This window comes from Pseudonocardia sp. WMMC193 (assembly GCF_021728735.1).
Classification (GTDB): domain Bacteria; phylum Actinomycetota; class Actinomycetes; order Mycobacteriales; family Pseudonocardiaceae; genus Pseudonocardia; species Pseudonocardia oroxyli.
Map to the genome: position 1 here is coordinate 1267705 of NZ_JAKKDO010000003.1, position 21098 is coordinate 1288802.

The following is a 21098-nucleotide window of genomic DNA, read 5'->3' on the forward strand; positions in this document are numbered from 1 at the left end:
AGTAATCGGTTACTCAGGAGCGTGCCAATGTCGGCGATCGTCGTCCCCGCCTCCGACGGGACCCTCTCCACGCTCGAGTTCGGGCGACCCGCGGAGCTGGCCGTCCGGAGCACCCCGCCCGTCAGTCGCGTCGCCTACGCGGCCGCCCACGTCGTGGCGAACCCGCTGCGCGCCTGCGCCGCAGGCGGCCCCGACCAGATCGACTGGGACGCGACCCTGCGGTTGCGCCACCGGCTCTGGGATCTGGGCCTCGGCGTCGCCGAGGTCATGGACACCTCGCAACGGGGCATGGGCCTCGACTGGCCGAGCGCCCGCGAGCTCGCGCGCCGTTGCGTGGCCGAGGCCGCCCCGCGGGGTGCCGCGGTCGTCGTCGGCATCGCGACCGACCAGCTGCCCGCCGGGCAGGACGTCGAGCTCGCTGCGGTCCGGGACGCGTACCTCGAGCAGCTGGCGGAGATCGAGGAGGCGGGCGGCGAGGTCGTCATGATGGCCAGCAGGCACCTCGTGCGCGCCGCCCGCTCGGTCGAGGACTACCTCACGGTCTACGACGCGGTCCTGTCCGCGGCCCGCCGCCCGGTCGTCCTGCACTGGCTGGGCGAGGTCTTCGATCCCGCGCTGGCCGGCTACTGGGGCCACTCCGAGCCGGAGAAGGCGGTGACCGTGGTGGCGGACCTGATCGCCGCCCACGCCGACTCCGTGCGCGGGATCAAGATGTCGCTGCTCGACGCGGACCTCGAGCTGGAGCTGCGGGGCAGGCTGCCCGCGGGCGTGCACCTGTTCACCGGGGACGACTTCCACTACACCGACCTGATCGCCGGCGACGGCTCCCACCACAGCGACGCGCTGCTCGGCGCCTTCGCCGTGATCGCGCCGTTCGCGTCCGCCGCGTTCGGCCTGCTCGACGAGGGCGACGTCGCGGGCTTCCGGGACGTCCTGGGACCCACCGAGCCGCTCTCCCGCCTGGTCTTCCAGGCGCCCACCCGGTACTACAAGGTCGGCGTGGCCTGGCTGGCGTACCTCGACGGCGCGCAGGACCACTTCCGGATGATCGGCGGCTTCGAGACCGGGCGCAGCCTCGGGCACCTCGGCGAGCTCGTCCGGGAGGCCGCGGCGATCGGCCTGTTCACCGACCCGGAGCGGACCGCCGCGCGCGCCGCCGCCTACTTCGCGGCCCACGGGATCGGCTGACGATGGACCTCGCTCGTTGCAGCCTCAACTCGGTCACCGTCAGGGCGGCGTCCTTCGACGAGCTCGTCATGCTCGCCGAGCGGCACGGCTTCGGCGGGGTCGGGCTCTGGCGGGACAGCTTCGCCGACGTCGGCGTCGAGGCCGCGGCTCGCCGGGTGCGGGCGGCGGGGCTGCGGGTGACCAGCGTCTGTCGCGGCGGGATGTTCCCGCAGCGCGACGAGGCGGGTCGGCGCGCCGCGCACGACGACAACCGCCGCGCCGTCGACGAGACCCGCGAGCTCGGGGGCGACTGCCTCGTCCTGGTGTGTGGCGCGGCGACCGGGCGCGACCTCGCCGCTGCCCGCGCGCAGATCGAAGACGGGATCGCCGAGCTCCTCCCGCACGCCGGGGCGGCCGGAGTGCCCCTCGCCGTCGAGCCCATGCACCCCATGATGATCGCGGACCGGTCCGCGATCACTTCGCTCGCAGAGGCCAACGACCTCGTCGAGCGCCTCGCGAGCCCGTGGCTCGGGCTGGCCCTGGACAGCTACCACCTCTGGTGGGACGCCGCGCTCGCCGCCGAGCTGGCCCGCGCAGCAGGCCGCATGCTCTCCGTGCAGCTCTCGGACTGGGTCCTCCCCATCCGCGGCCTGCTCAGCAGCCGCGGTATGCCGGGGGAGGGCTGTATCGACCTCGAGGCGTTCGTGGCGGCCACGCGCCGGGCGGGATACGCCGGTCTCGTCGAGGTCGAGGTGCTGAGCGAGCGCTGGTGGGGCGTGGCTCCCGCCGACGGGGCCCGCGCCGCGGCCGCCGCGTTGAGCGCCGTCCCGGACAGCGCCGTCCCGGACAGCGCCGCCCTCCTGCACTGACCACCACCCCGGGCGACAGCCCACTCGACGTCCCTCGAAGGAGAACACGTCATGCACACCCCTGAGATCCTCACGGCCCGTCGTGCGGCCGACCTGATCGCCGACGGGGACGTCGTCACTGTCAGCTCGTCGTCCGGCCTGGGCTGTCCGGACGCCGTCCTCGCCGGCATCGGCGAGCGGTTCGCCGAGACCGCGTCCCCGCGCGGGCTCACCACGCTGCATCCGATCGCGGCGGGCGACATGTCCGGCATCAAGGGCATCGACCACATCGCCAGGCCGGGGCTGCTGTCGCGGATCGTCGCGGGCTCCTACCCCTCCGGCCCGTCGCGGGCCGAGCCGCCGCTGGTCTGGCAGATGATCGAGAACGGCGAGGTGGAGGCCTACAACTTCCCCTCCGGCGTGGTCTACCAGATGCACCGGGCCGCGGCCGCCCGCCAGCCGGGCGTGTTCACCAAGGTCGGTCTGGAGTCCTTCGTGGACCCGCGCGAGACCGCCGGGCGGATGAACGACGCCACGCCGGAGGCCTACGTCCGCCACACCATGCTCGACGGCGAGGAGTGGCTGTACTTCCAGGCGATCGTCCCGAACGTCGCGATCATCCGCGGGACGACCGCGGACGAACACGGCAACCTCACCTTCGAGGACGAGGCCTCGCCGCTGGGCGCCCTGGACCTCGCCTACGCCGCCCACAACAACGGCGGGATCGTGATCGCGCAGGTCAAGCGGATCGCCGAGGCCGGCAGCCTGTCCCCGCAGGCCGTCCGGGTCCCCGGCATCCTCGTCGACGCGCTCGTCGTGGCGCCGGACCAGATGCAGACCACCCAGACCCGCTACGAACCCGCGATCTCCGGGCAGCTGCGCCGTCCGCTGTCCACGCTGGACCCCGTGCCGTTCTCGCTGGAGAAGGTCACGGCCCGCCGCGCGGCCCAGGAGCTGCACTCCGGCGAGATCGTGAACCTCGGGTTCGGCGTGTCCGCGCTGGTCCCGCACGTGCTCGTCGAGGAGGGGCTGGCCGGATCGGTCAGCTGGGTGATCGAGCAGGGCGCCGTCGGCGGCGTCCCGCTGCTGGACTTCGTGTTCGGCGTCGCCCAGAACCCCGACGCGATCATGCCCAGCATCGACCAGTTCACCCTGCTGCAGGGCGGCGGCTTCCACCGCGCCATGCTCTCCTTCCTGGAGATCGACGAGCACGGCTCGGTGAACGTGCACCACCTGCCCACGCGCAGGCACGTCACGGCGGGCGTCGGCGGCTTCGCCGACATCGTCTCCTCCGCGCCCGAGATCGTCTTCATCGGGTCGTTCACCGCGGGACACCGCGACATCGCCATCACGCCCGAGGGCCTGGACATCCGCGAGGACGGCGCGCACACCAAGTTCGTCAAGTCGGTGTCCTCGCCGACGTTCTCCGGACGGCGCGCGCTGGCCAACGGCCAGAAGGTCACCTACGTCACCGAGCGGGCCGTGCTGGAGCTTCGTCCCGAGGGACTCACCGTGGTCGAGCTCGCGCCCGGTGTCGACCTCGAGCAGGACGTCCTGGCCCGCTCGGAGTTCCCGTTGCAGGTCAGCGAGGACGTCCGCACCATGTCCGCGGAGCTGTTCCGGCCCGAGCGGACCGGGCTGACCCTCGCCCCCGCGGCGCCGCACCCGCGCATCGCCGCCCTGACCACCCCGGCGGCCGCCGAATGACCGAGCCTGCCCGGCCCGCGCCGCTCGCCGAGGAGTCGTCGACAGTGAGCGCGCGGTCCACGGTCATGCTGAACAACGGGGTGGAGATGCCGCTCGTCGGGTTCGGCGTCTATCGGATCGGTGACGCCGAGACCGCGGACCTGCTCGGGGAGGCTCTCGCCGCGGGGTACCGGCGGGTGGACACCGCGGCGTTCTACGGCAACGAGGCCGGCGTCGGCGCCGCCGTCACAGGCTCCGGGATCCCCCGCGACGAGCTGTTCGTGACCACCAAGCTCGCCAATCCCGACCAGGGTCGGGCGGGCGCCCTCGCCGCGGTGGACCGCAGTCTCGACCTGCTCGGCCTCGACCACGTGGACCTGTACATGATCCACTGGCCGATCCCGGCGCAGGGCCGCTACGTGGAGACCTGGCAGGCCCTCGAGGAGATCCGCGCGAGCGGCCGGGCGCGAGCGATCGGCGTGTCGAACTTCGAGCCCGAGCACCTCGACGCGCTGCGGGCGGCGGAGGGGGTCGTCCCGGCGGTCAACCAGATCGAGCTGCACCCGGGGTTCCAGCAGGCGCCGCTGCGGGCCTACCACGCGGCGCACGGGATCGTGACCGAGGCCTGGAGCCCGCTGGCCCGCGGCGCGCTGCTGGAGCACCCGGCGCTGACCGAGCTGGCGCGGCGGCGCGGGCGCAGCGTGGCGCAGGTCGTGCTGCGCTGGCACCTGCAGCTGGGCAACGCGGTGATCCCCAAGTCCGCCACCCCGGCCCGGATCCGGGCGAACCTCGATCTCTTCGACTTCAGCCTGTCCGAGGCGGAGATGGCGGAGATCGCCGCGCTCGACGGCGCGGGCCGCAACGGCCCCGACCCGGCCACCCACGAGTAGGCCGGGTCGGGTCGAGGCGGGTCAGGCCGGTCGGCGCAGGCTGATCCAGCGGGTCTCGGTGAACAGGCGCAGGTTGGCCTGTCCACCGAACCGCTCGCCCGCGCCCGAGGCGCCGAGCCCGCCGAAGGGCAGGTGCGTCTCGTTGAGCGCGGTCATGTCGTTCACGTGGACCATCCCGGCGCGCAGCAGGCGGGCGACCGCCCAGCCGCGATCCACGTCCCGGGTGAACACGGAGGCGGACAGGCCGTACTCGGTCCGGTTCGCCAGCCGGACGGCGTCCTCCTCGTCGGCCGCGACGGTCACTGCGGCGACCGGGGCGAAGGTCTCCTCGTCGAACAGCGGCATGCCCGGCCGCACGCCGGTCACCACGGTCGGCGGCAGGTAGCGCCCCTCCCGGGTGCCGCCCAGGCGCAGGACGGCACCCGCGGCGACGGTGTCGGCGACCAGCTGCTCCGCCCGCGCGGCCTGCCGCTCGCTGATCAGCGGGCCGAGGTCGACGTCCTCGGTCGTGGGGTCGCCGACCCGCAGCCCGCCCGCGTGCGCGAGCAGCCGCTCGACGTAGACGTCCGCAACCTCCCGGACCACGATGTGGCGGCCCGTCGCGATGCAGACCTGACCCTGGTGGACGAACGTGCCGCCCGCCGCGAGCGCAACGGCCTCGTCGAGGTCGGCGTCCGCGAGCACGAGGGCCGGGTTGTTGCCGCCCAGCTCCAGCGCCGTCTTCTTGAGCGTGGCCGCGGCCACCCGGGCCACCTCGTGTCCGACCGCGCTCGAGCCGGTGAAGTGGATCATGTCGACGTCTGGGTGCGCGACGAGCGCCGGGCCCGGCTCGTGGCCGGGCAGTACGGCGACCAGCCCGGCGGGCAGACCCGCGTCGACCAGGGCGTCCGCCCAGGCCAGACCGCCCGAGCGCGGGGTCTCCGGGGCCGGCTTGACCAGTACGGCGTTGCCCAGCGCGAGGGCCGGGGCCGTGATCCGCAGGCCCAGGTGCATCGGGAAGTTCCAGCCGGTGATCAGGCCGACGACGCCCACCGGGATCCGCTCGACCAGGTTGGTGCGGCCGACCACCGCCGAGGGGAACAGCTCCGCCTCGGCGGCCATGGCCAGCGCGCCGGCGGAGTGCAGCTCCTCGATGCTCTCCGCCACCTCGGCCTCGGCCTTGCCGCGGACGCTGCCGGTCTCGGTCATCACCAGCTCGACGAGCTCGCCGCGCCGGTCCTCCAGCGCGGCCGCGGCCCGGCGCAGCACTGCACGGCGCTCGGGTGCGGGGACCGCCGCCCACTCCCGCTGGGCGGTGCGGGCGGCGGCGACCGCCGCGTCGACCTCGGCGACGGTGGCGTCGGCGGCGGTGGTGTCGGCGGGTACGGACAGGGTCATCTCGCTCCTCGGGACTGGTCAGGCGGGACGGGGGAGCAGCGCGCGGCTGATGATCAGCCGCTGCATCTCGCTGGTGCCCTCGTAGATGCGGGTGATGCGGGCGTCGCGGTAGAGGCGCTCGACCTCGTAGCCGCGGATGAAGCCGGACCCGCCGAAGGTCTGCACGGCGGTGTCGGCGTGGCGGACCGCACCCTCGGACGCGGTGAGCTTGGCCATCGAGCACAGCACCCCGGCGTCGGGCGCGCCCGCGGCGAGCGCGCGGGCGGCCTCGGCGCACAGGGCGGTGGCGGCGCGCAGCTCGGTGGCGACCGTCGCGAGCGGGAAGGAGATCGCCTGGTTGACCCCGATCGGGGCGCCGAACTGGCTGCGGTCCCCGGCCTGGGTCACGGCGGCCGCGAGGGCGGCCCGGCTGATGCCCAGCGCCAGCCCGGCGATGCCGAGCCGCCCCTTGGCCAGCACCTCCATCATGTAGCCGAACGCCTTTCCCTCCTCGCCCAGCAGGGCGTCGGCGGGCAGGCGGACCTCGTCGAACACCAGCCCGCCGACCTGGCTGGCCCGCTGGCCCATCTTGTGCTCGTGGTAGGCGCGGGTCACCCCGGCCTGGTCGAGGTCCACGACGAAGACCGAGATCCCGCCGCGCTTGCCCTTCTCCGGGTCGGTCACCGCCAGCACCAGCGCGAAGTCGGCGACCGGGGCGTTGTGGATGTAGATCTTCTCGCCGGACAGCAGCCAGTCGTCGCCGTCGCGGACCGCGCGGGTGGCGATGCTGCCGAGGTCGGAGCCGGACCCCGCCTCGGTGAGCGCATAGGCGCAGGTGCGGTCGTAGGCGAGCAGCGGGCGCAGGTAGCGCTCGTGCTGCTCGTCGGTCCCGAACGCGGCCAGCAGCGACCCGACGAGCTCGACGAGCCCGCACTGGTCGGCCACCGAGGCGTAGCCGTAGGACAGCGCCTCCATCACGAACAGGTAGTCCAGCGGGCTCGCGCCGGTGCCGCCGAGCGCCTCCGGCACGGTCATGCCGAAGATGCCGATCTTGGCCAGCTCCGCGTAGACCTCGCGGGGGAAGCGCTCGGTCTCGTCGAGCTCGGCGGCGATCGGTCGGATCTGCTCGTCGACGAACTCCTGGACGACGGTGCGCTCGTCCGCACCGAGCAGGTCGGACGGGACGACGCTGCGGCGCAGGTCCAGTGTGGGCATGGGTGGTCCTCCTCGGGTGGTGGATCGGTCGCGGGTGGCGACGGCGTGGGTCGGATCCTCGGGCTCCGCGCCCGGCGTCGGTGCGGTCGGCACGGTCCTCGCTCTCGCTCTAGAAAACGCTTTCTACTCGACCGTCCCGCTCCCGTCAATCAACAGCTCGGTGCTAGTCTCCGCCTCAGAAATCGGTTGCTCATCGGGGAGGTGCGGACATGCGTGGTGTCGTGGTCGGTCGGGGGACCTCGCGACCGAGGAGATGCCGCCGCCTTCGCCGCGGGCAGGCACCCCCTCGCCGACGGCCGGCCGGCGCCACCGACGCTAGGCTCACGGCGGAGCGGGTCCGGTGACCCGCGGCCTGGCCGGGCCGAGAGGGGACAGCGGGGTGGCGGGCAAGGACGGGCCGCGGCGCAGGACACCGCGCAGCGGCCGGGTGACGATCGACCAGGTGGCCGCGGCCGCGGGCGTGTCCATCGCGACGGTCTCCCGGGCGATCGCGGGCAGGCCGGTCCGCCAGGACCTGGCCGAGCGCGCTCTCGCCGCGGCCCGCGAGCTGGGCTACCAGCCGAACCGGGCGGCCCAGGCGATCGCCTCGGGCGCCTACCAGACCATCGGCGTGGTCGTGCCGGACCTGGAGAACCCCTACTTCGGCGGGGTGCTGAAGCGGATCACGCTGAGCGCCGCGGGCAACGGCTACCGCACGGTGGTCGCCGACGCCAACGACGTGCCCGACCAGGAGCTGGCGCTGTGCCGCGGGCTCCTGCAGCAGTCCGACGGGCTGGTGGTGGTGTCGCCGCGGATGTCCGACACCGACCTGCGCACGCTCTCGGAGGTCGCGCCGAACACGGTGCTGGTCAACCGGCAGACCCCCGGCATCGCGCTCGCCGCGGTGTCCGTGGACGCGTTCGGCGCCATGCTCACCATGTGCGGGCACCTGCTGGAGCTGGGACACCGGGAGGTCGTCTACCTCGCGGGGCCGCCAGCCGCCTGGCAGGAGCGGGAGCGGTGGCGGGCGCTGCGGCAGGCCGCGGCCTTCGGGCTCGTCGCCCACACCGTGCCCGCGGGCTCCGCGATCGCGGACGGGCACCGGGTCGCCGAGCAGGCCCTGGCGACGGGCGCGACGGCGCTGCTCGGCTTCAACGACCTGGTGGCGATCGGAGCCCTGCACCGGCTCACCGAGCTGGGGGTGGACGTCCCGGGTCGGGTGTCGGTCACCGGCGCGGACGACATCCCGTTCGCGGAGTGCGTCCGGCCGGGGCTGACCACCACGGCGGCGCCGCGCGCAGAGCTGGCCGACGCGACGTGGGCCTCGCTGCAGGCGGCGATGCACGGGGAGCCCCCCGCCGCCGCCGAGCTGCCCGAACCGGTCCTCGTCGTGCGTGGCTCGACGGGACCGGCCCGGGGCTGAGCGGTCGATGCTCGCGACTCAGTGCTCGTGCACCAGCACACCGCGCAGGTTGATCCCGGCGTGCATGTCCTCGTAGGCCTGGTTGATCTCGTCCAGCCGGTACCGGCGGGTGATGAGCTCGTCGAGCTTGAGTCGGCCGCTGCGGTAGTAGCCGAGCAGCGCGGGGATGTCGTGCGTGGGGTTGCAGTTGCCGAACAGCAGCCCACGCACCGTCTTCGCGTAGACGACGAGCTCGAGCGGACTGATCGGGATGCCGGGCGCGTTCTGCCCGATGGAGGCGACGGCCACGGTGCCGCGCTTGCGGACCGCGCCGAACACCTCCGCGATGAGCTCGCCGGTGACGACCCCGACGGTGACGACTGCGGCGTCCGCACCCTGCCCGTTCGTCACCGACCGCACGAACGGCATGGCCTCGGCCACCGACGCGAAGGCGTGGGTCGCGCCCAGGGTCAGCGCCTGCTCTCGCTTGAACGCCACCGGGTCGACGGCCACGACGTACGCGGCGCCCGCGTGTGCTGCGCCCTGGACGGCGTTGATGCCGACCCCGCCGACGCCCACGACCAGCGCGGTGTCCCGCGGCCGCACCCCCGCGGCGTTCACCGCCCCACCCCATCCCGTCCCCACACCGCAGGAGACGAGGCAGGCGACGTCGAACGGAAGGTCGTCGTCGATCTTGACCGCCTGCGCCTCGTCCGTGACGAGACGGTCGGCGAACGTGCCGAGCCGCTGCATCGCGCCGATGCCCTGGCCGTCCGTGGTGGTGAACCGGGCCGAGCCGTCGAGCGCCATGCCGGTCTCCATGCCGGCGCCGGTGTCACAGATGTACTGCATCCCCTGTGCGCACCAGGTGCAGATTCCGCACGCCGGGAGGTAGGCGGTGGCCACGTGGTCACCGACCTTCAACCGCTGCACCGCGCTGCCGACGGCCTCCACGATCCCGGCACCCTCGTGGCCGCCGACGAGCGGCAGCGCATTGGGGATGTCGCCGGTGACGAGATGGTCGTCGGAGTGGCACAGCCCCGACGCCATCACCTTGATCCGGACCTCCGTGGGCCCCGGGTCCCGTAGCGTCATCCGCTCGACCGACCACTTGGCGCCCACCTCTCGGATGATCGCGCCGTTCACCTCGACGGACATGACTCTCCTTACTTGACGACGGTCAGTCTGCTGCGGTCGAGTGTCGCCGCGACCGCGACGATCACGACAACGCCGTAGACGATCTGCTGGTAGTCGGGGTCGATGCCGGCGACGGCGCCGCCGACGCGCAGGACGGTGACGATCAGGGCGCCGACCAACACCCGCCAGGGCCCGCCGATGCCGCCGGTGATCGCACATCCGCCGACGACGGCGGCGGCGATCGCGGGCAACAGCAGTGAGTCGCCCAGCTGTGCCGCGGCGCTCTGCTGCTGTGCGGTGAGCACCAGGCCGGCGAGCCCGGCGAACAGGCCGGACAACGCGAAGGCTCCGACCCGCACCCGGCGCGCTCGGACGCCTGCCATGAGCGCCGCCCGCTCGCCGAGGCCGACCTGATGGAAGACCCGACCGCGAGGCAGGTAGCGCAGCGCCAGCCCGATCTCCGCGACCAGGGCCACGGACAGCACCACGGACGAGGAGACGGCGCCGACTCCGAGGTCGGTGAGCCAGGACAGCGCCGAGAAGTTCTCGTCGACGTAGATCGTCGACGCGCCGGACAGGACGAGCGCGACCGCTCCCCAGAAGCCCAGCGCGCCCAGCGTCACGACGAACGACGGCACCTGTCCGTAGGCGGCGAGGATGCCACTCAGCATGCCCGCCGCGGTCAGCGCCCCGAGCGTCACGATCACCGCGAGCGGCCCGAGGCCGGGCAGCAGAAGGGCGACCAGGACCGTTCCGAGGGAGGCCAGTGCCGCCGAGGAGAGGTCGATCCCGCCGGTCAGCACCACGAACATCTGACCGAGGCCGAGCAGCAGGATCGGTACCGCCTGGTTGGCAACGACCAGCATGCTGTGTCCGGAGACGAAGGCGGGCTCCGCGATCGTCACCAGGGCGACCAGGAGCACCAGCACGGCGAACGGGCCGAGCGTGCGCACCAGCGGCCCGACGACGGGCCTGGTCCGTGGCTCACGAGGCAGCCGCCGCGGGGCGGGAGCCGAAAGCGTCGTGCTCGATCGATTCATCGCGTCCTCACATCATCGTCTCGAGCAGCTGCAGCGGGGTGGGCGTGCCGGGGTGCTCCGCCCCGTCCCCGAACTCGCCGGTGACGGACCCGTCACGCAAGGAGACGATCCGGTGGCTGAGCCCGATCGCCTCGTCGAGGGTGTCGGCGAGCAGCAGGATCGCGGTGCCCTCGGCGCAGAGTTCGCGGAACAACCGGTACAAGTCCTCCTTCGCGCCGATGTCCAGGCCGCGCGTGGGGTGGTCGAGAACCAGGAGCCGCGGCGCGCCCGCCTGCAGCCACCGGGCGATCGCCGCCTTCTGCTGGTTCCCGCCCGAGAGCCGGGCGATGTCGGTGTCCGGATCCGGGGGCCGGATGGCGAGCCGTTCGATCCAGCGGCGGGCGATGGCGGCCCGCCTCGCCGCTGTGCTGATCCCGGTGCTGGTCGCGCTGCGCGGGTGGACCAGGGTGATGTTCTCGGCGACGCTCGCCCCGGCGATCATGCCCTCGGTCCGCCGCTCGGCGGGCACGTACGCCACGCCCGAACGCACCGCGGCGGCCGGGGAGCGCGGCCGCACGGCGGCGCCGCCGAGCCGGATCTCACCGGACCGGACCGGCACCGCCCCGAACACCGCTCGGGCCAGCTCCTCGCGGCCCGAGCCCGCCACCCCGACCAGCCCCAGGATCTCGCCCGGGTGCACCGTCAACGACACACCGTGCACGGCACCGCGCACGTGCAGGTCGGCCAGCTCGAGTACCGGCGTGCCGGAGCGGTCGACGACGCCTGCGCGGTCCGCGTCGTAGAACCCGCCCGCGCTCTCCCGGCCGATCATCAGCCGGTACAGCTCGTCCTCGGTGGCCGCCGCGGCCACCCGCTCGCCGACGATCTCGCCGTCGCGCAGCACGTAGACCCGGTCGGAGAAGCGCAGAACCTCGTCCAGTCGGTGCGACACGAAGATCACCGAGCCGAGTGCGCGCAGCGCGGTGATCCGCTCGTGCAGGATCCCGACGTCCTCCTGCTCGAGGACCGAGGTCGGCTCGTCGAGGACGACCAGCGGTGGGCGGTCCCCGTGCCCGGTCGCCACGGCGCGGGCGATCTCGACCATCTGCCGCTCGGCGAACGTGAGGTCCGAGGTCACGGCGGCCGGGTCGACCTGGGAGGCCACCGTCCGCAGCGCCGCCGCGGCGCGTTCCTCGAGCCGGCGGCGGCGGACCAGACCGCCGCGCACCGCATCGCCTTCCCGGCCGAGCAGCAGGTTCTCGGCCACCCGCAGGTTGGGCACCAGCGACTGCTCCTGGTGCACCACGCCGATTCCGTGCCGGGCGGCGACCGTGGGGTCGGTCAGCCGGACGGGCTCGCCCGCCAGCAGGATCTCGCCCTCGTCCGGCCCGTGGTTGCCGGCGAGCAGCTTGAGCAGGGTCGACTTGCCGGCGCCGTTCTCGCCGATGAGACCGACGACCTCGTGGTGATGCACGGTCAGCGACACGTCCTTCAAGGCGGCGTGCCCGCCGAACCGCTTGGTCACGTGGCGCAGCTGCAGCAGCGGTGTGCTCATTTGACCACCCGCAACCGGTCGCGGGCCGGCCACGCGGTGGCGATCACCGCGACGACGAGGATCACGCCCTGCGCCGCCTGCTGCAGGTAGGGGCTCGCGCCCGAGAGCAACAAGCCGTTGCCGAGCACCGTCAGCAGCAGGACACCGACGACCGTGTGCACGGGCCCGCCGCGTCCACCGGAGAGCAGGGTGCCGCCCAGCACGACGGCCGACAGGGTGAGGAAGAGGTTCCCGGTACCGACCCCGACGTCGCCGACGCCGAGTCGGATCGTGGCGAGGACACCGCCCAGGCCGGAGGCCAGCCCGGCCAGCACGAACACCGCGATCCGGAAGCGCGCCACGCGGATGCCGGCGAGCCGGGCGATCTGCTCGTCGCCCCCGATCGCGTAGGCGTAGCGGCCGAGGCGAGTGGACCGACACAGCAGAACGGTGACGGCCACGGCGGCGAGCGCGATCAGGACGACGATGGGCAACCCGGCCCAGCGTCCGCCGGCCCAGGAACGGAAACCCTCGTCGAGGAGCTGCGGGGTGGTCGTGCCGAACAGCACCGTCGCGATGCCCAGACCCACGAACCAGGTGCCGAGCGTGACCATGAACGACGGCACCCGAACCTTGGCGTGCACCAGGCCGTTGACCAGCCCGAACGCAGCTCCGACGGCGAGCCCGGCGATCAGGGCGCCCCAGCCCAGGTCAGTGCCGTTGACCGAGTTGTGGGCCAGGAGGACGAACGTCAGGCCACTGGCGGCCATGACGCCCTCGATGGACAGGTCGATGCCGCCGACGAGCACCACCATCGTGGCTCCCATGGCCGACACCAGCGGGATCGCGGCTTGCTCCAGGATGGCGACGACATTGCCGCCCGTCGCGAACGAGGGGGTGAGAACGGCGAAGACCGCACAGAGCAGGGCCAACGCGACGGCCGGTCCGACGGCGAACAGCAGCCTCCGGCGGGCGGGGCCGGACCGGGCCGCCACCGCGGTCCTCTCGAGGGTGAGGCTCATCGAGAGGAGCCTTGCGTGATCGGGCCGGCGTTGCGGCCCAACGGGTCGGCGACGGAGTCCACGATCTGCTGGGCGCTCGGCACCGTGGCGAACCGGTCGACGTTCTCCTTGGTCACGAGGAACTGCTGCACGTAGAAGGACCGGTCGGAGTGCGGCAGGGTGCCGACCTGCACCTTGCCGGTCGCCGCCTGGTAGGCGAGCGCGAGTCCCATGGCGCCGTTGTAGTAGGGATCGGTCGAGTACGTCGCCACCATGTCTCCCCGCTGGATGGCCTGGAGTCCCTCGGGAGTCGAGTCGGCGGAGCTCGCGATCTTGATCTGGCCTGCCTTCCCCGCCTCGGTCACGGCCTGCAGCGCCCCGAGTGCCATCGAGTCGGTCGCGGCCCAGACGCCCTTGACCTCGTCGCCGTACTTGTTGAGAAGGGTCTTCGTCGTCGAGTACGCCTTGTTCCGGTCGAAGTCGGCGGGCTGCTGATCGAGCACGGTGACCCCGGGCGTGGCCGAGAGGCCCTCCTGGAACCCCGCGAAGCGCGACTTGCTGATGTCGTTGGCCAGCAGTCCCTGGAGCGCGATGACGCCCCCTCGGCCGTTGAGCGACTGCGCGAGTGCCGCACCCGTCTCGCGCCCCTGCTGGAGTCCGTCGTAGCTGACATAGGCCACCCAGTTGTCTCCGACGTCCCAGGGGTTGAGGTCGTCGGGCTTGCTCCACTGGGTGACGACGAAACCGCCCGCGTTCTTGACCGCCTCGACGATCGCCGGGGTGTCGGCGGTGGTGTTCGGGTTGATGTTGAGCAGGACCTTCTTCCCGCCGGCGAGGACCGACTGGAGCTGGGACAGGGCCTGCTGGGAGTCGCCGTTGTAGACGATGGTCTTCAGCTCGATGCCGAGCGAGTCGGCGTAGGCCTGACTCCCCGCGACCCAGGCGGCCTCGTAGGGGTTGGTGAGGGAGCGGACCTCCGACACCATGATCATGTCCGAGTCGGCCACCGGGCCGGAGGCCGTGCTGCCGCCCGCTGACGTCGTCGAGCACGCCGTCACGCTCAGGGCCAGCACCGCGACGACTGCTCCGAGCAGTCGCGGACCGCGGACCGTGGCGATCCGCCGTAGAGCCTTCATTGGTTCCACCCGTCTCTCGTCGTGCTGCTGCGCACTCCGTTAGAAAACGTTTTCTAGTCGGCGTCGACCGAGCATGTCAAGGCCATCCTGGCCAGACGTGCGCAGTCGGATCTACGGGGGAACACGATTACTGGACTTGACGGGTCAGTGCCACGGGCGAGCGACGGCGAGGGGCTCACCGACCTTCAGCTCCACCGACCACCGCCGCTCATACCGCTCGTCCACCGGGCTGGGGGAGGCCTGCCCGCGCGGTGGCGAGCTGACGGGTGGGGCGAACGGCTGCGGGCCGCCGCGAACGGGCCGCGACAGCACTGATCACCGTCGCCGAGGCGACCAGGGACACCGGGATGGCGATCACCAGGACCGGGGCCGCCCTGTGCACCACGACCGCCGCGGCCGCGGCGAGGACGAACGACAGGAGGCGAGCGCCCGCGCCGAGGTTCCACTGCCTGCCCGCGGGATCGACCATGCCGCACACCCAGTTCGTGACGACGCCGGTGAAGTAGTTCGTCGGAGTGCCCGCCTTCCCGACCCGGCGGAGCGTCGCCGCCTGGATGCCCATCGCCCCCGCCGCGAGGGCGATGACCGGCTCCGCCGCGACCGTGTGCGCGGGCCCGCCGAGCACCCAGACGATGCTGAAGACGGAGAGGGCCACCAACTCGAGAGCGAGTGCGGCGCCGATGGCACCCGGCCAGGGCAGTCGGCGCGCCGACAGCCCGGCGGCCGCCGTGCCGGTCACCAGGCCCAGCAGGTAGCCGCCCAGTGCGGAACAGGCCGGAGTGAGCGCCGACCACGTGGCGTCGCCCAGCCCCACGCCGAGGGAGACGAGGTTGCCCGTCATGGCGCCGGCGACGACGCCGCCGAAGGCGGAGAGCCCCGCTCCGTCGAGCGAGCCGGCCGCAGCGGCCAGGACGATCGGCACCGGAGCGAAGGCACGCACCGCCCGCTGTTCACCATCGATCTCGATCATGTGGCCAGCGTCGGGGCGGGTGCCTTAGGGAGACGCTAAAGCCCGACCAACAGCCCGTCATCGTGTCCGTCGCCGCCGTGCACCTCAGTGGGGCAGCAGCCGGGCAAGGGCGTCGATCATGGTCTCTGCGAGGCGCTTCGAGCCGGAGACGTTGGGGTGGGTGTCGTCGGGGGCGGCGTAGTCGGGGTGGAGGCGGGTCGGATCGGTCTGCGAGCGGATCGCGGCGTCGAAGTCGACGCAGGGGTGATCCGAGGATCGGATCCACTCGTTCACGCCTCGACGGAGGTCCTCGCGGTGCGGGTCGTCCCGCAGCTCCGGGGCGAGCGGGGTGATCGTGGCGAGCGCCACGGTGAGTCCTGCCGCCTCGGCGCGGCTGATGAGCCGGCGGTAGCCGGCGATGAGCTGGACGAGGGTGGGCATCTCCTCGATCGGGGTGACGCGGCCGGGCAGGCCCCAGTCGTTGCTGTTGTAGGCGATGACGAGGTGGGTGGCGGCAGCGGTGCCGAGCACGTCGTCGTCGAACCGGGTCAGGCCGGCCGGGCCCCAGGACGGGCTCCGGCCCGGGGCGTCGCGCTGGATGCGGTTGCCGGGGATGCCGCGGTTGACGACCGTGATGCGGGAATCCTCGGGGAGGAGCTCGGCGGCGTACTGCGGCCAGCCCATCGCGGTGCTGGAGCCGCCGAAGGCCACGACGACGGCGCGCGGCTCTGCTCCGGCGACCTCGACGGTGCGCAGGAAGGGGCCGCCTGCCGGCAGCGACCAGTCGGTCTCGACCGTATCTCCGGTGCCGTCGTCAGGACCTGTGCCGGCTGCCGGGGTCGACTCGTCGAGCGGGAAGTGGCGTGCTCCCGTGAAGTCTCCGGGCCGGGAGCGGGCGAAGCGGAACCCGCCCGCCGTCGCGTAGGGGGTGGCCTCCGGCAGATGGAGGTCGACGACGACGTCGTCGCCGTGTCGGACCGTCAGCGCGATCGGGTCGGTCCACCGGGACACGCCCGCAGGGATCTCGATCGTGGACCCCCCGTTGAACGTGGCCTCGACGACGCGGTCGCCGACGCCGACGGCCGCACGCCCGATACGGACGGGTCGGTCGGCGAAGCGGTTGCTGAGCTCCACGCGGACCGGGCTGCCGCCGATGGCGGCGGGCACGGTCATCCGCACGGTGACGTCCTCGAAGTCGGGCTCGTCGTTCTCACCCCGGTGGTCCGAGACGGCCTGTCCCCACGCCGGGGTCCAGTTCAGCCCGTGCCCGCCGATGAACTCGATGAACTCGTACGGGGCCCGTTCACCGAGGCACAGCTCCTGGATCACGTGTGCGTTCACGGCCTCGGCGCTGCTGCGCGCGAACAGCTGCTGCTCGAAACCGGCCAGGGCCGCCTCGATGTCGTCGGGGTCGGCGGCGATCGCCCGGGCGAGTTCGGCGCCGTCGAGCATGGCCAGGTTCGCGCCCTCTCCGGAGGGTGGCATCAGATGGGCGGCATCCCCGATGAGCGTGATCCCGGGCACGCGCTGCCAACGGTGGTCATCGGGCAGCGCGTAGATCATCCGCGCGACCGGCGGCCGCTCCCCGTCGGTGATGAGGGCGAGGAGCGCGGGCGCCCAGCCCTCGAACTCCGCGGCGATCCGCGCCGTCGCAGCGGCGGGGTCGGCGAAGTCGATGGCGGCGAACCACTCCTCGGACCGGGCGAGCTGGACGTAGGTGTGGATCACCCCGCCGGCTTCGCGGTGCGCGGTGATGCCCTTGCCCGGCGTCAGCGCGTACATCGCCCCTGCGCCCACCGCCGCCGCCGTCTCCGGGTGACGCTCGTCGACCTCGTACAGGTAGGTCTCGACGATGGTGGCCCCGGCGTAGGCAGGCGTGGCGGCGGAGATCAGCGGACGCACCTTCGACCACGCCCCGTCCGCGCCGACCAGCAGACCGGCCGTCGCGGTGGATCCGTCTGCGAAGCGGAGCTCGTGGCGGCCCTCGCCCAGCGCGACCACGCTGGTCAGCGTGCGGCCCCACTGCACCGTCCCCTCCGGGAGCGAGTCCAGCAGGAGGCGGCGGAGGTCGCCGCGCAGCACCTCGGGGCGCCCGCCCGTTCCGCTGTCGGGCTCGTCGAACAGGACCGCACCCCGGGGGTTCAGGACCCGGGTCGCCTCTGCTCCCTCATGGATGAGCGCCCGGAACCGCGCGGTCAGCCCCGCTGCGTCGAGCGCCGCCTGCCCGGTGTCCTCGTGGATGTCGAGCTGACCGCCCTGGGTACGCGCCTCGGCCGACGGGTCCCGCTCGTAGACGGTCGCAGGTATCCCGCTCAGGTGCAGGACTCGGGCGAGGGTCAGGCCGCCCAGGCCTGCTCCGATGATCGTCACTGGTGTCGTCATGATGAGCGCTCTCGACTCGGTGTGCGCGTGAATCGACGCCGCACGTTCTGGTACGCCGTACCAGTCCAGCTTGGTACGGCGTACCAGAAGTGTCAAGATGAGGTCGTGACGAAGACGAGTCGCTCTCACGGTGCGCGCGCGGCCGCGCTGACCCGTGACCGGATCGCCGAGGCCGCGATCGAACTGCTCGATGCTCACGGCGAGAGCGGGCTCACCTTCCGCGCGCTCGCGCTCACGTTGAAGACCGGCCACGGCGCCATCCAGTGGCATGTGGCGAACAAGGCCGAGCTCCTGACCGCGGCCACGGTCGGCGCCGTGACGCGCGCCCTCGACGCGCCGGTGGAGGGGATGCCGCCACGAGCCGTGATCCGCACCGTCGCGCTCGGTGTCTTCGACGCGATCGACGCCCATCCCTGGCTCGGCTCGGAGCTCTTCGCCGTGCCGTGGCAACCGGCGATGGTCCAGCTGTGGGAGCAGCTCGGACACCCCCTCGACGAGCTCGGAGTGCCCGAGGAGTCGCTGTTCACGGCCGTGTCCACGCTGGTGGGCTACATCGTGGGCGTCGCGAGCCAGAACGCGACGAACACACACGCCGTCGCCGGCCACCGCGACCGCGACGACTTCCTCGACGCCGTCGCCGACCGCTGGGAGAGCCTCGACCCGACGGCGCACCCGTTCGTCAGGCGCGTCGCAGGCCGGCTGCGGGACCACGACGACCGCGAGGAGTTCCTCGCCGGCATCGACATCATCCTCAACGGGCTCCCCAGGTCCCGGTAGGGCCGTGCTTCGTGTGCACTGTTACGTACGATGCCAGAGGTGACGATGAGTAACTCAGGGGTGGGCCCGGACTCGACACGCGTGAGTGATGCAGGGCTGGACGGAGCGCACGAGGCCGTCCGTCACATCTGCCCGTTGAACGAGGTGCTGGACCGGGTGAGCGGGAAGTGGGCCATCGGCGTGCTCACGCTGACCGGGGCGGAGGAGGTCGTCCGCTTCACCGAGTTCGAGCGTGGCATCCCGGGCATCAGCAGGCGGATGCTGACCCTGACCCTGCGGAACCTGGAACGGGACGGGTTGTTGACGCGCACGGTCTACGCCACGGTCCCGCCCAGGACGGAGTACCGGTTGACCGAGGCCGCGCAGGAGTTGGCGCAGACCCTGTCGCTTCTCACCGACTGGGCGAAGCGGCATCAAGCGCACGTCCAGGCGTCCCGCGTCGGCTACGACGAGACCCACTGACCGTTCATGGCTGGGTCGCCTCGAACGTCGCGAGCATCCGGTCGGGGTCGAGCAGGGCCGTGCGGCGTGGTCGGTGGACGATGTCATCGACCCAGCGGCCCCGGACTCGAGACCCGCGCACGAGTTCGGCCGGTCACACGCTCTGCACTGGTTGGGTGGCGCCCGCCCGTGCCGGACGCAGGATGAGCGCGGCCAGGCCCACGCCGACGAGGGTCACGGCGGCGGCCACCCAGCCGGCGAGCCGGAGCCCGGCGACGACGGCGTCCGGGGTCGCGTCGGGCCCCGACCCGGCACTCGCCACGGCGACCAACGCCGCCAGACCGACGGCCGAGCCCAGGTACTGCGAGGTCGAGGCCAGCGCGGAGGCGACGCCCTGTTGCTCGGGCGCCACCCCGGTGGACACCGAGACGAACAGTGGCGGGAAGGCGAGGCCTGCCGAGGCGCCCCACAGGAGCACCCCGGGCAGGGCCGCCCAGTACGAACCGCCGACGGACATGCCGAGGGACAGCACGCCCAGGGACGCCGCCACCCCGCTCATGCCGAGCACCAGGGTGGTACGGATGCCCAGCCGGTCGAGCAGCAGCGGCACGAGCGTCATCGAGGCCAGCATGCTGCACACGCTCAGGGGCAGGAACGCGAATCCCGCGGCGAGCGGGGTGTAGCCCAGGACCGTCTGCAAGTAGGTGGTGAACAGGTAGTACTGCGTGCCGACGGTGCCCATGAACACGAAGATCACCACGGTGGCGGCGACGACGTTGCGGTTGCGGAAGAGACGCAGTGGCACGAGCGGGTCCCGGGTGCGGGACTCGACCAGCACGAACACACCCACGAGCACCACGCCGAGCACCGCGGCGCCGAGACCGCGCGCCGTGAGCCACCCGATGTCGGGTCCGGACACCAGACCGAGCACGACCAGGGTGAACCCCGCGGTGGCGAGTACGGCGCCCGGGAGGTCGAACCCACCTGTGCCGATGGTCTGGTCGCGGCCGAGCAGCACGGGGGTAGCGGCCAGCGCGACCGCCGTCAGCGGCACGTTGACGAAGAAGACCCACTCCCAGCCGAGGAGGCTGGTGAGCACCCCGCCGCCGAGGGCGCCGACCGCGGCGCCGGTCGCGCCCGCCGCGCCCCAGATCGCGAGTGCCCTGGTGCGCGCGGGTCCCTCCGCGAAGTGCGCGGTGAGGAGCTTCAGGGTCGACGGGGTCAGCAGCGCGGCGCCGAGGCCCTGTGCCGCGCGGGCGAGCACGAGCACGGTCGGGTCCCCGGCCAGGCCGGCGGCGAGCGAGGACACGCCGAAGACGGCGAGGCCGACGACGAACATCCGGCGGGCCCCCAACCGGTCCGCGGCCCGTCCGCCGAGCAGCAGGAAGCCGCCGAGGACGACGGTGTAGGCGCTCACCACGGTCTGCAGCGACTGTTCGGAGAATCCGAGGTCGCGGCCGATCTCGGGGAGCGCGACGAACACGATGTCGAAGTCGATGGCGGTCATGAACTGGGCGAAGGCGAGCAGGGCCAGGGTGAGTCTCGGCCGGGGTACGGGGCGAGACGGGGCGGCGGACACGGGGAGTCCCTTCGTCGAGACGGGTCGTGATGCCCGAGCCTCGGTGGCCTGCTCGACCGGGAGAAGAAGGAAATGCCGGTGGCCTGGGGAACAGCGATGTGACCGTCCTGGTCGACCCGGTCCGGCAGACACGCACCATGACCGGGATCACGGATCGACAGTCCCCGGCACGGACCGGACGAGGCCGTCGGCCAGCCCACACGCGGTGGCCTCGTCGTGGGTGAACGGTTCCGTGGGGTCGTCTCGGAGTGCCTGCAGGACGACGAGTGCGGCGAGGCGACGTTCGTCGGTGTCCCGCAGCTGCCAGGTCCACGAGCCGCCGACGGGGCCGACGAGCGCCCCCTGCGTCGGAGCGGGACAGCGTCCTGCGATGACCGACCACGAGCCGGGGCCGCGGTCGGTGCGTCGAGCCCGCAGGTGACCGCGGGGACCGCCGTCGGTGCGGCAGTCGAGCCCGGCTCGCCGGACGATCACGGCGACGAGTTCGAGGTCCGGGCCCGCCCGGTGGGGGAACGGGTCGACGTCCTCGCCCGGGGCGATGTCGAGAGTCGGTACCGAGATCATGGCCTCATCGCTGTCGACGTGGGTGGCGGATCGCTG

18 protein-coding genes are annotated in these 21098 nt (G+C 72.7%); 7 read left to right on the top strand and 11 right to left on the bottom strand.

The window, feature by feature from the left end:
• Positions 1-27 precede the first annotated feature (27 nt).
• The 4 genes from L3X23_RS07480 (at position 28) to L3X23_RS07495 (ending at position 4591) form a co-directional block, all read left to right on the top strand.
• Positions 28-1188 carry a DUF993 family protein gene (locus L3X23_RS07480; protein WP_237191368.1) on the top strand — a complete coding sequence of 387 codons (1161 nt, stop codon included), beginning with the start codon at positions 28-30 and terminating at the stop codon, positions 1186-1188.
• A 2-nt stretch (positions 1189-1190) separates the two neighbouring features.
• A complete protein-coding gene (locus L3X23_RS07485; protein ID WP_237191369.1) occupies positions 1191-2036 on the top strand; it encodes a sugar phosphate isomerase/epimerase in 846 nt (281 codons plus the stop codon).
• A 51-nt stretch (positions 2037-2087) separates the two neighbouring features.
• The gene (locus L3X23_RS07490; RefSeq protein ID WP_237191370.1) at positions 2088-3722 is read left to right on the top strand and encodes an acyl CoA:acetate/3-ketoacid CoA transferase; all 1635 of its coding nucleotides are present in this window, start codon (positions 2088-2090) and stop codon (positions 3720-3722) included.
• Between the two features lie 65 nt (positions 3723-3787).
• On the top strand, positions 3788-4591 hold the full coding sequence (locus tag L3X23_RS07495) for an aldo/keto reductase (protein WP_237197950.1): 804 nt from the start codon (positions 3788-3790) through the stop codon (positions 4589-4591).
• Positions 4592-4612: 21 nt separating this feature from the next.
• On the opposite strand, the gene L3X23_RS07500 is transcribed toward L3X23_RS07495, so the two are convergent.
• Both L3X23_RS07500 and L3X23_RS07505 read right to left on the bottom strand, forming a co-directional pair.
• Positions 4613-5968, bottom strand: a complete 1356-nt coding sequence (locus L3X23_RS07500; protein ID WP_237191371.1) for an aldehyde dehydrogenase family protein — start codon at positions 5966-5968, stop codon at positions 4613-4615.
• 18 nt (positions 5969-5986) lie between these two features.
• Positions 5987-7162, bottom strand: coding sequence for an acyl-CoA dehydrogenase family protein (locus L3X23_RS07505; RefSeq protein WP_237191372.1), 1176 nt, complete (start codon positions 7160-7162; stop codon positions 5987-5989).
• A 340-nt stretch (positions 7163-7502) separates the two neighbouring features.
• Between L3X23_RS07505 and L3X23_RS07510 the strand changes: the two genes are divergently transcribed.
• Positions 7503-8564: a LacI family DNA-binding transcriptional regulator gene (locus L3X23_RS07510; RefSeq protein ID WP_237191373.1), complete on the top strand. Its 1062-nt coding sequence runs from the start codon at positions 7503-7505 to the stop codon at positions 8562-8564.
• 18 nt (positions 8565-8582) lie between these two features.
• Here the strand turns inward: L3X23_RS07510 and L3X23_RS07515 are convergent, their stop codons facing one another.
• The 7 genes from L3X23_RS07515 to L3X23_RS36565 form a co-directional block, all read right to left on the bottom strand.
• A complete protein-coding gene (locus tag L3X23_RS07515) occupies positions 8583-9701 on the bottom strand; it encodes an NDMA-dependent alcohol dehydrogenase (RefSeq protein ID WP_237191375.1) in 1119 nt (372 codons plus the stop codon).
• Positions 9702-9709: 8 nt separating this feature from the next.
• A complete protein-coding gene (locus tag L3X23_RS07520) occupies positions 9710-10720 on the bottom strand; it encodes an ABC transporter permease (protein ID WP_237191376.1) in 1011 nt (336 codons plus the stop codon).
• A gap of 7 nt (positions 10721-10727) precedes the next feature.
• Entirely contained in the window at positions 10728-12254 is a 1527-nt protein-coding gene (locus L3X23_RS07525; RefSeq protein WP_237191379.1) for a sugar ABC transporter ATP-binding protein, read from the bottom strand.
• Complete coding sequence (locus L3X23_RS07530; RefSeq protein WP_237191380.1) at positions 12251-13255, bottom strand: ABC transporter permease; 1005 nt, start codon at positions 13253-13255, stop codon at positions 12251-12253. Before L3X23_RS07530 ends, L3X23_RS07525 begins: the two co-directional genes overlap by 4 nt.
• The gene (locus tag L3X23_RS07535) at positions 13252-14370 is read right to left on the bottom strand and encodes a sugar ABC transporter substrate-binding protein (protein ID WP_237191382.1); all 1119 of its coding nucleotides are present in this window, start codon (positions 14368-14370) and stop codon (positions 13252-13254) included. Before L3X23_RS07535 ends, L3X23_RS07530 begins: the two co-directional genes overlap by 4 nt.
• Positions 14371-14578: 208 nt before the next feature.
• Positions 14579-15340: a DUF1275 family protein gene (locus L3X23_RS07540; RefSeq protein WP_237191384.1), complete on the bottom strand. Its 762-nt coding sequence runs from the start codon at positions 15338-15340 to the stop codon at positions 14579-14581.
• An 84-nt stretch (positions 15341-15424) separates the two neighbouring features.
• Positions 15425-17701, bottom strand: coding sequence for an FAD-dependent monooxygenase (locus L3X23_RS36565; protein WP_374204824.1), 2277 nt, complete (start codon positions 17699-17701; stop codon positions 15425-15427).
• Between the two features lie 105 nt (positions 17702-17806).
• Between L3X23_RS36565 and L3X23_RS07555 the strand changes: the two genes are divergently transcribed.
• Both L3X23_RS07555 and L3X23_RS07560 read left to right on the top strand, forming a co-directional pair.
• The gene (locus tag L3X23_RS07555; RefSeq protein WP_237191385.1) at positions 17807-18478 is read left to right on the top strand and encodes a TetR/AcrR family transcriptional regulator; all 672 of its coding nucleotides are present in this window, start codon (positions 17807-17809) and stop codon (positions 18476-18478) included.
• An 81-nt stretch (positions 18479-18559) separates the two neighbouring features.
• The gene (locus L3X23_RS07560) at positions 18560-18940 is read left to right on the top strand and encodes a helix-turn-helix domain-containing protein (protein WP_237191386.1); all 381 of its coding nucleotides are present in this window, start codon (positions 18560-18562) and stop codon (positions 18938-18940) included.
• A 133-nt stretch (positions 18941-19073) separates the two neighbouring features.
• Here L3X23_RS07560 and L3X23_RS07565 read toward each other — a convergent pair whose 3' ends face one another.
• Together L3X23_RS07565 and L3X23_RS07570 are read right to left on the bottom strand one after the other, a co-directional pair.
• Positions 19074-20498, bottom strand: coding sequence for an MFS transporter (locus L3X23_RS07565; protein ID WP_237191387.1), 1425 nt, complete (start codon positions 20496-20498; stop codon positions 19074-19076).
• Between the two features lie 147 nt (positions 20499-20645).
• Positions 20646-21062 (bottom strand): hypothetical protein, encoded by a 417-nt coding sequence (locus L3X23_RS07570; RefSeq protein ID WP_237191388.1) that lies wholly within the window; start codon positions 21060-21062, stop codon positions 20646-20648.
• Positions 21063-21098 lie beyond the last annotated feature (36 nt).

What these genes read in the sequence shown, in the direction of transcription:
- L3X23_RS07485 (WP_237191369.1), top strand. Translation starts at nt 1,191, where the DNA reads ATGGACCTCGCTCGTTGCAGCCTCAACTCGGTCACCGTCAGGGCGGCG.
- L3X23_RS07525 (WP_237191379.1), bottom strand. Translation starts at nt 12,254, where the DNA reads ATGAGCACACCGCTGCTGCAGCTGCGCCACGTGACCAAGCGGTTCGGC.
- L3X23_RS07495 (WP_237197950.1), top strand. Translation starts at nt 3,788, where the DNA reads ATGCTGAACAACGGGGTGGAGATGCCGCTCGTCGGGTTCGGCGTCTAT.
- L3X23_RS07530 (WP_237191380.1), bottom strand. Translation starts at nt 13,255, where the DNA reads ATGAGCCTCACCCTCGAGAGGACCGCGGTGGCGGCCCGGTCCGGCCCC.
- L3X23_RS07490 (WP_237191370.1), top strand. Translation starts at nt 2,088, where the DNA reads ATGCACACCCCTGAGATCCTCACGGCCCGTCGTGCGGCCGACCTGATC.
- L3X23_RS07500 (WP_237191371.1), bottom strand. Translation starts at nt 5,968, where the DNA reads ATGACCCTGTCCGTACCCGCCGACACCACCGCCGCCGACGCCACCGTC.
- L3X23_RS07520 (WP_237191376.1), bottom strand. Translation starts at nt 10,720, where the DNA reads ATGAATCGATCGAGCACGACGCTTTCGGCTCCCGCCCCGCGGCGGCTG.
- L3X23_RS07515 (WP_237191375.1), bottom strand. Translation starts at nt 9,701, where the DNA reads ATGTCCGTCGAGGTGAACGGCGCGATCATCCGAGAGGTGGGCGCCAAG.
- L3X23_RS07570 (WP_237191388.1), bottom strand. Translation starts at nt 21,062, where the DNA reads ATGATCTCGGTACCGACTCTCGACATCGCCCCGGGCGAGGACGTCGAC.
- L3X23_RS07535 (WP_237191382.1), bottom strand. Translation starts at nt 14,370, where the DNA reads ATGAAGGCTCTACGGCGGATCGCCACGGTCCGCGGTCCGCGACTGCTC.
- L3X23_RS36565 (WP_374204824.1), bottom strand. Translation starts at nt 17,701, where the DNA reads ATGACGACACCAGTGACGATCATCGGAGCAGGCCTGGGCGGCCTGACC.
- L3X23_RS07505 (WP_237191372.1), bottom strand. Translation starts at nt 7,162, where the DNA reads ATGCCCACACTGGACCTGCGCCGCAGCGTCGTCCCGTCCGACCTGCTC.
- L3X23_RS07540 (WP_237191384.1), bottom strand. Translation starts at nt 15,340, where the DNA reads ATGATCGAGATCGATGGTGAACAGCGGGCGGTGCGTGCCTTCGCTCCG.
- L3X23_RS07480 (WP_237191368.1), top strand. Translation starts at nt 28, where the DNA reads ATGTCGGCGATCGTCGTCCCCGCCTCCGACGGGACCCTCTCCACGCTC.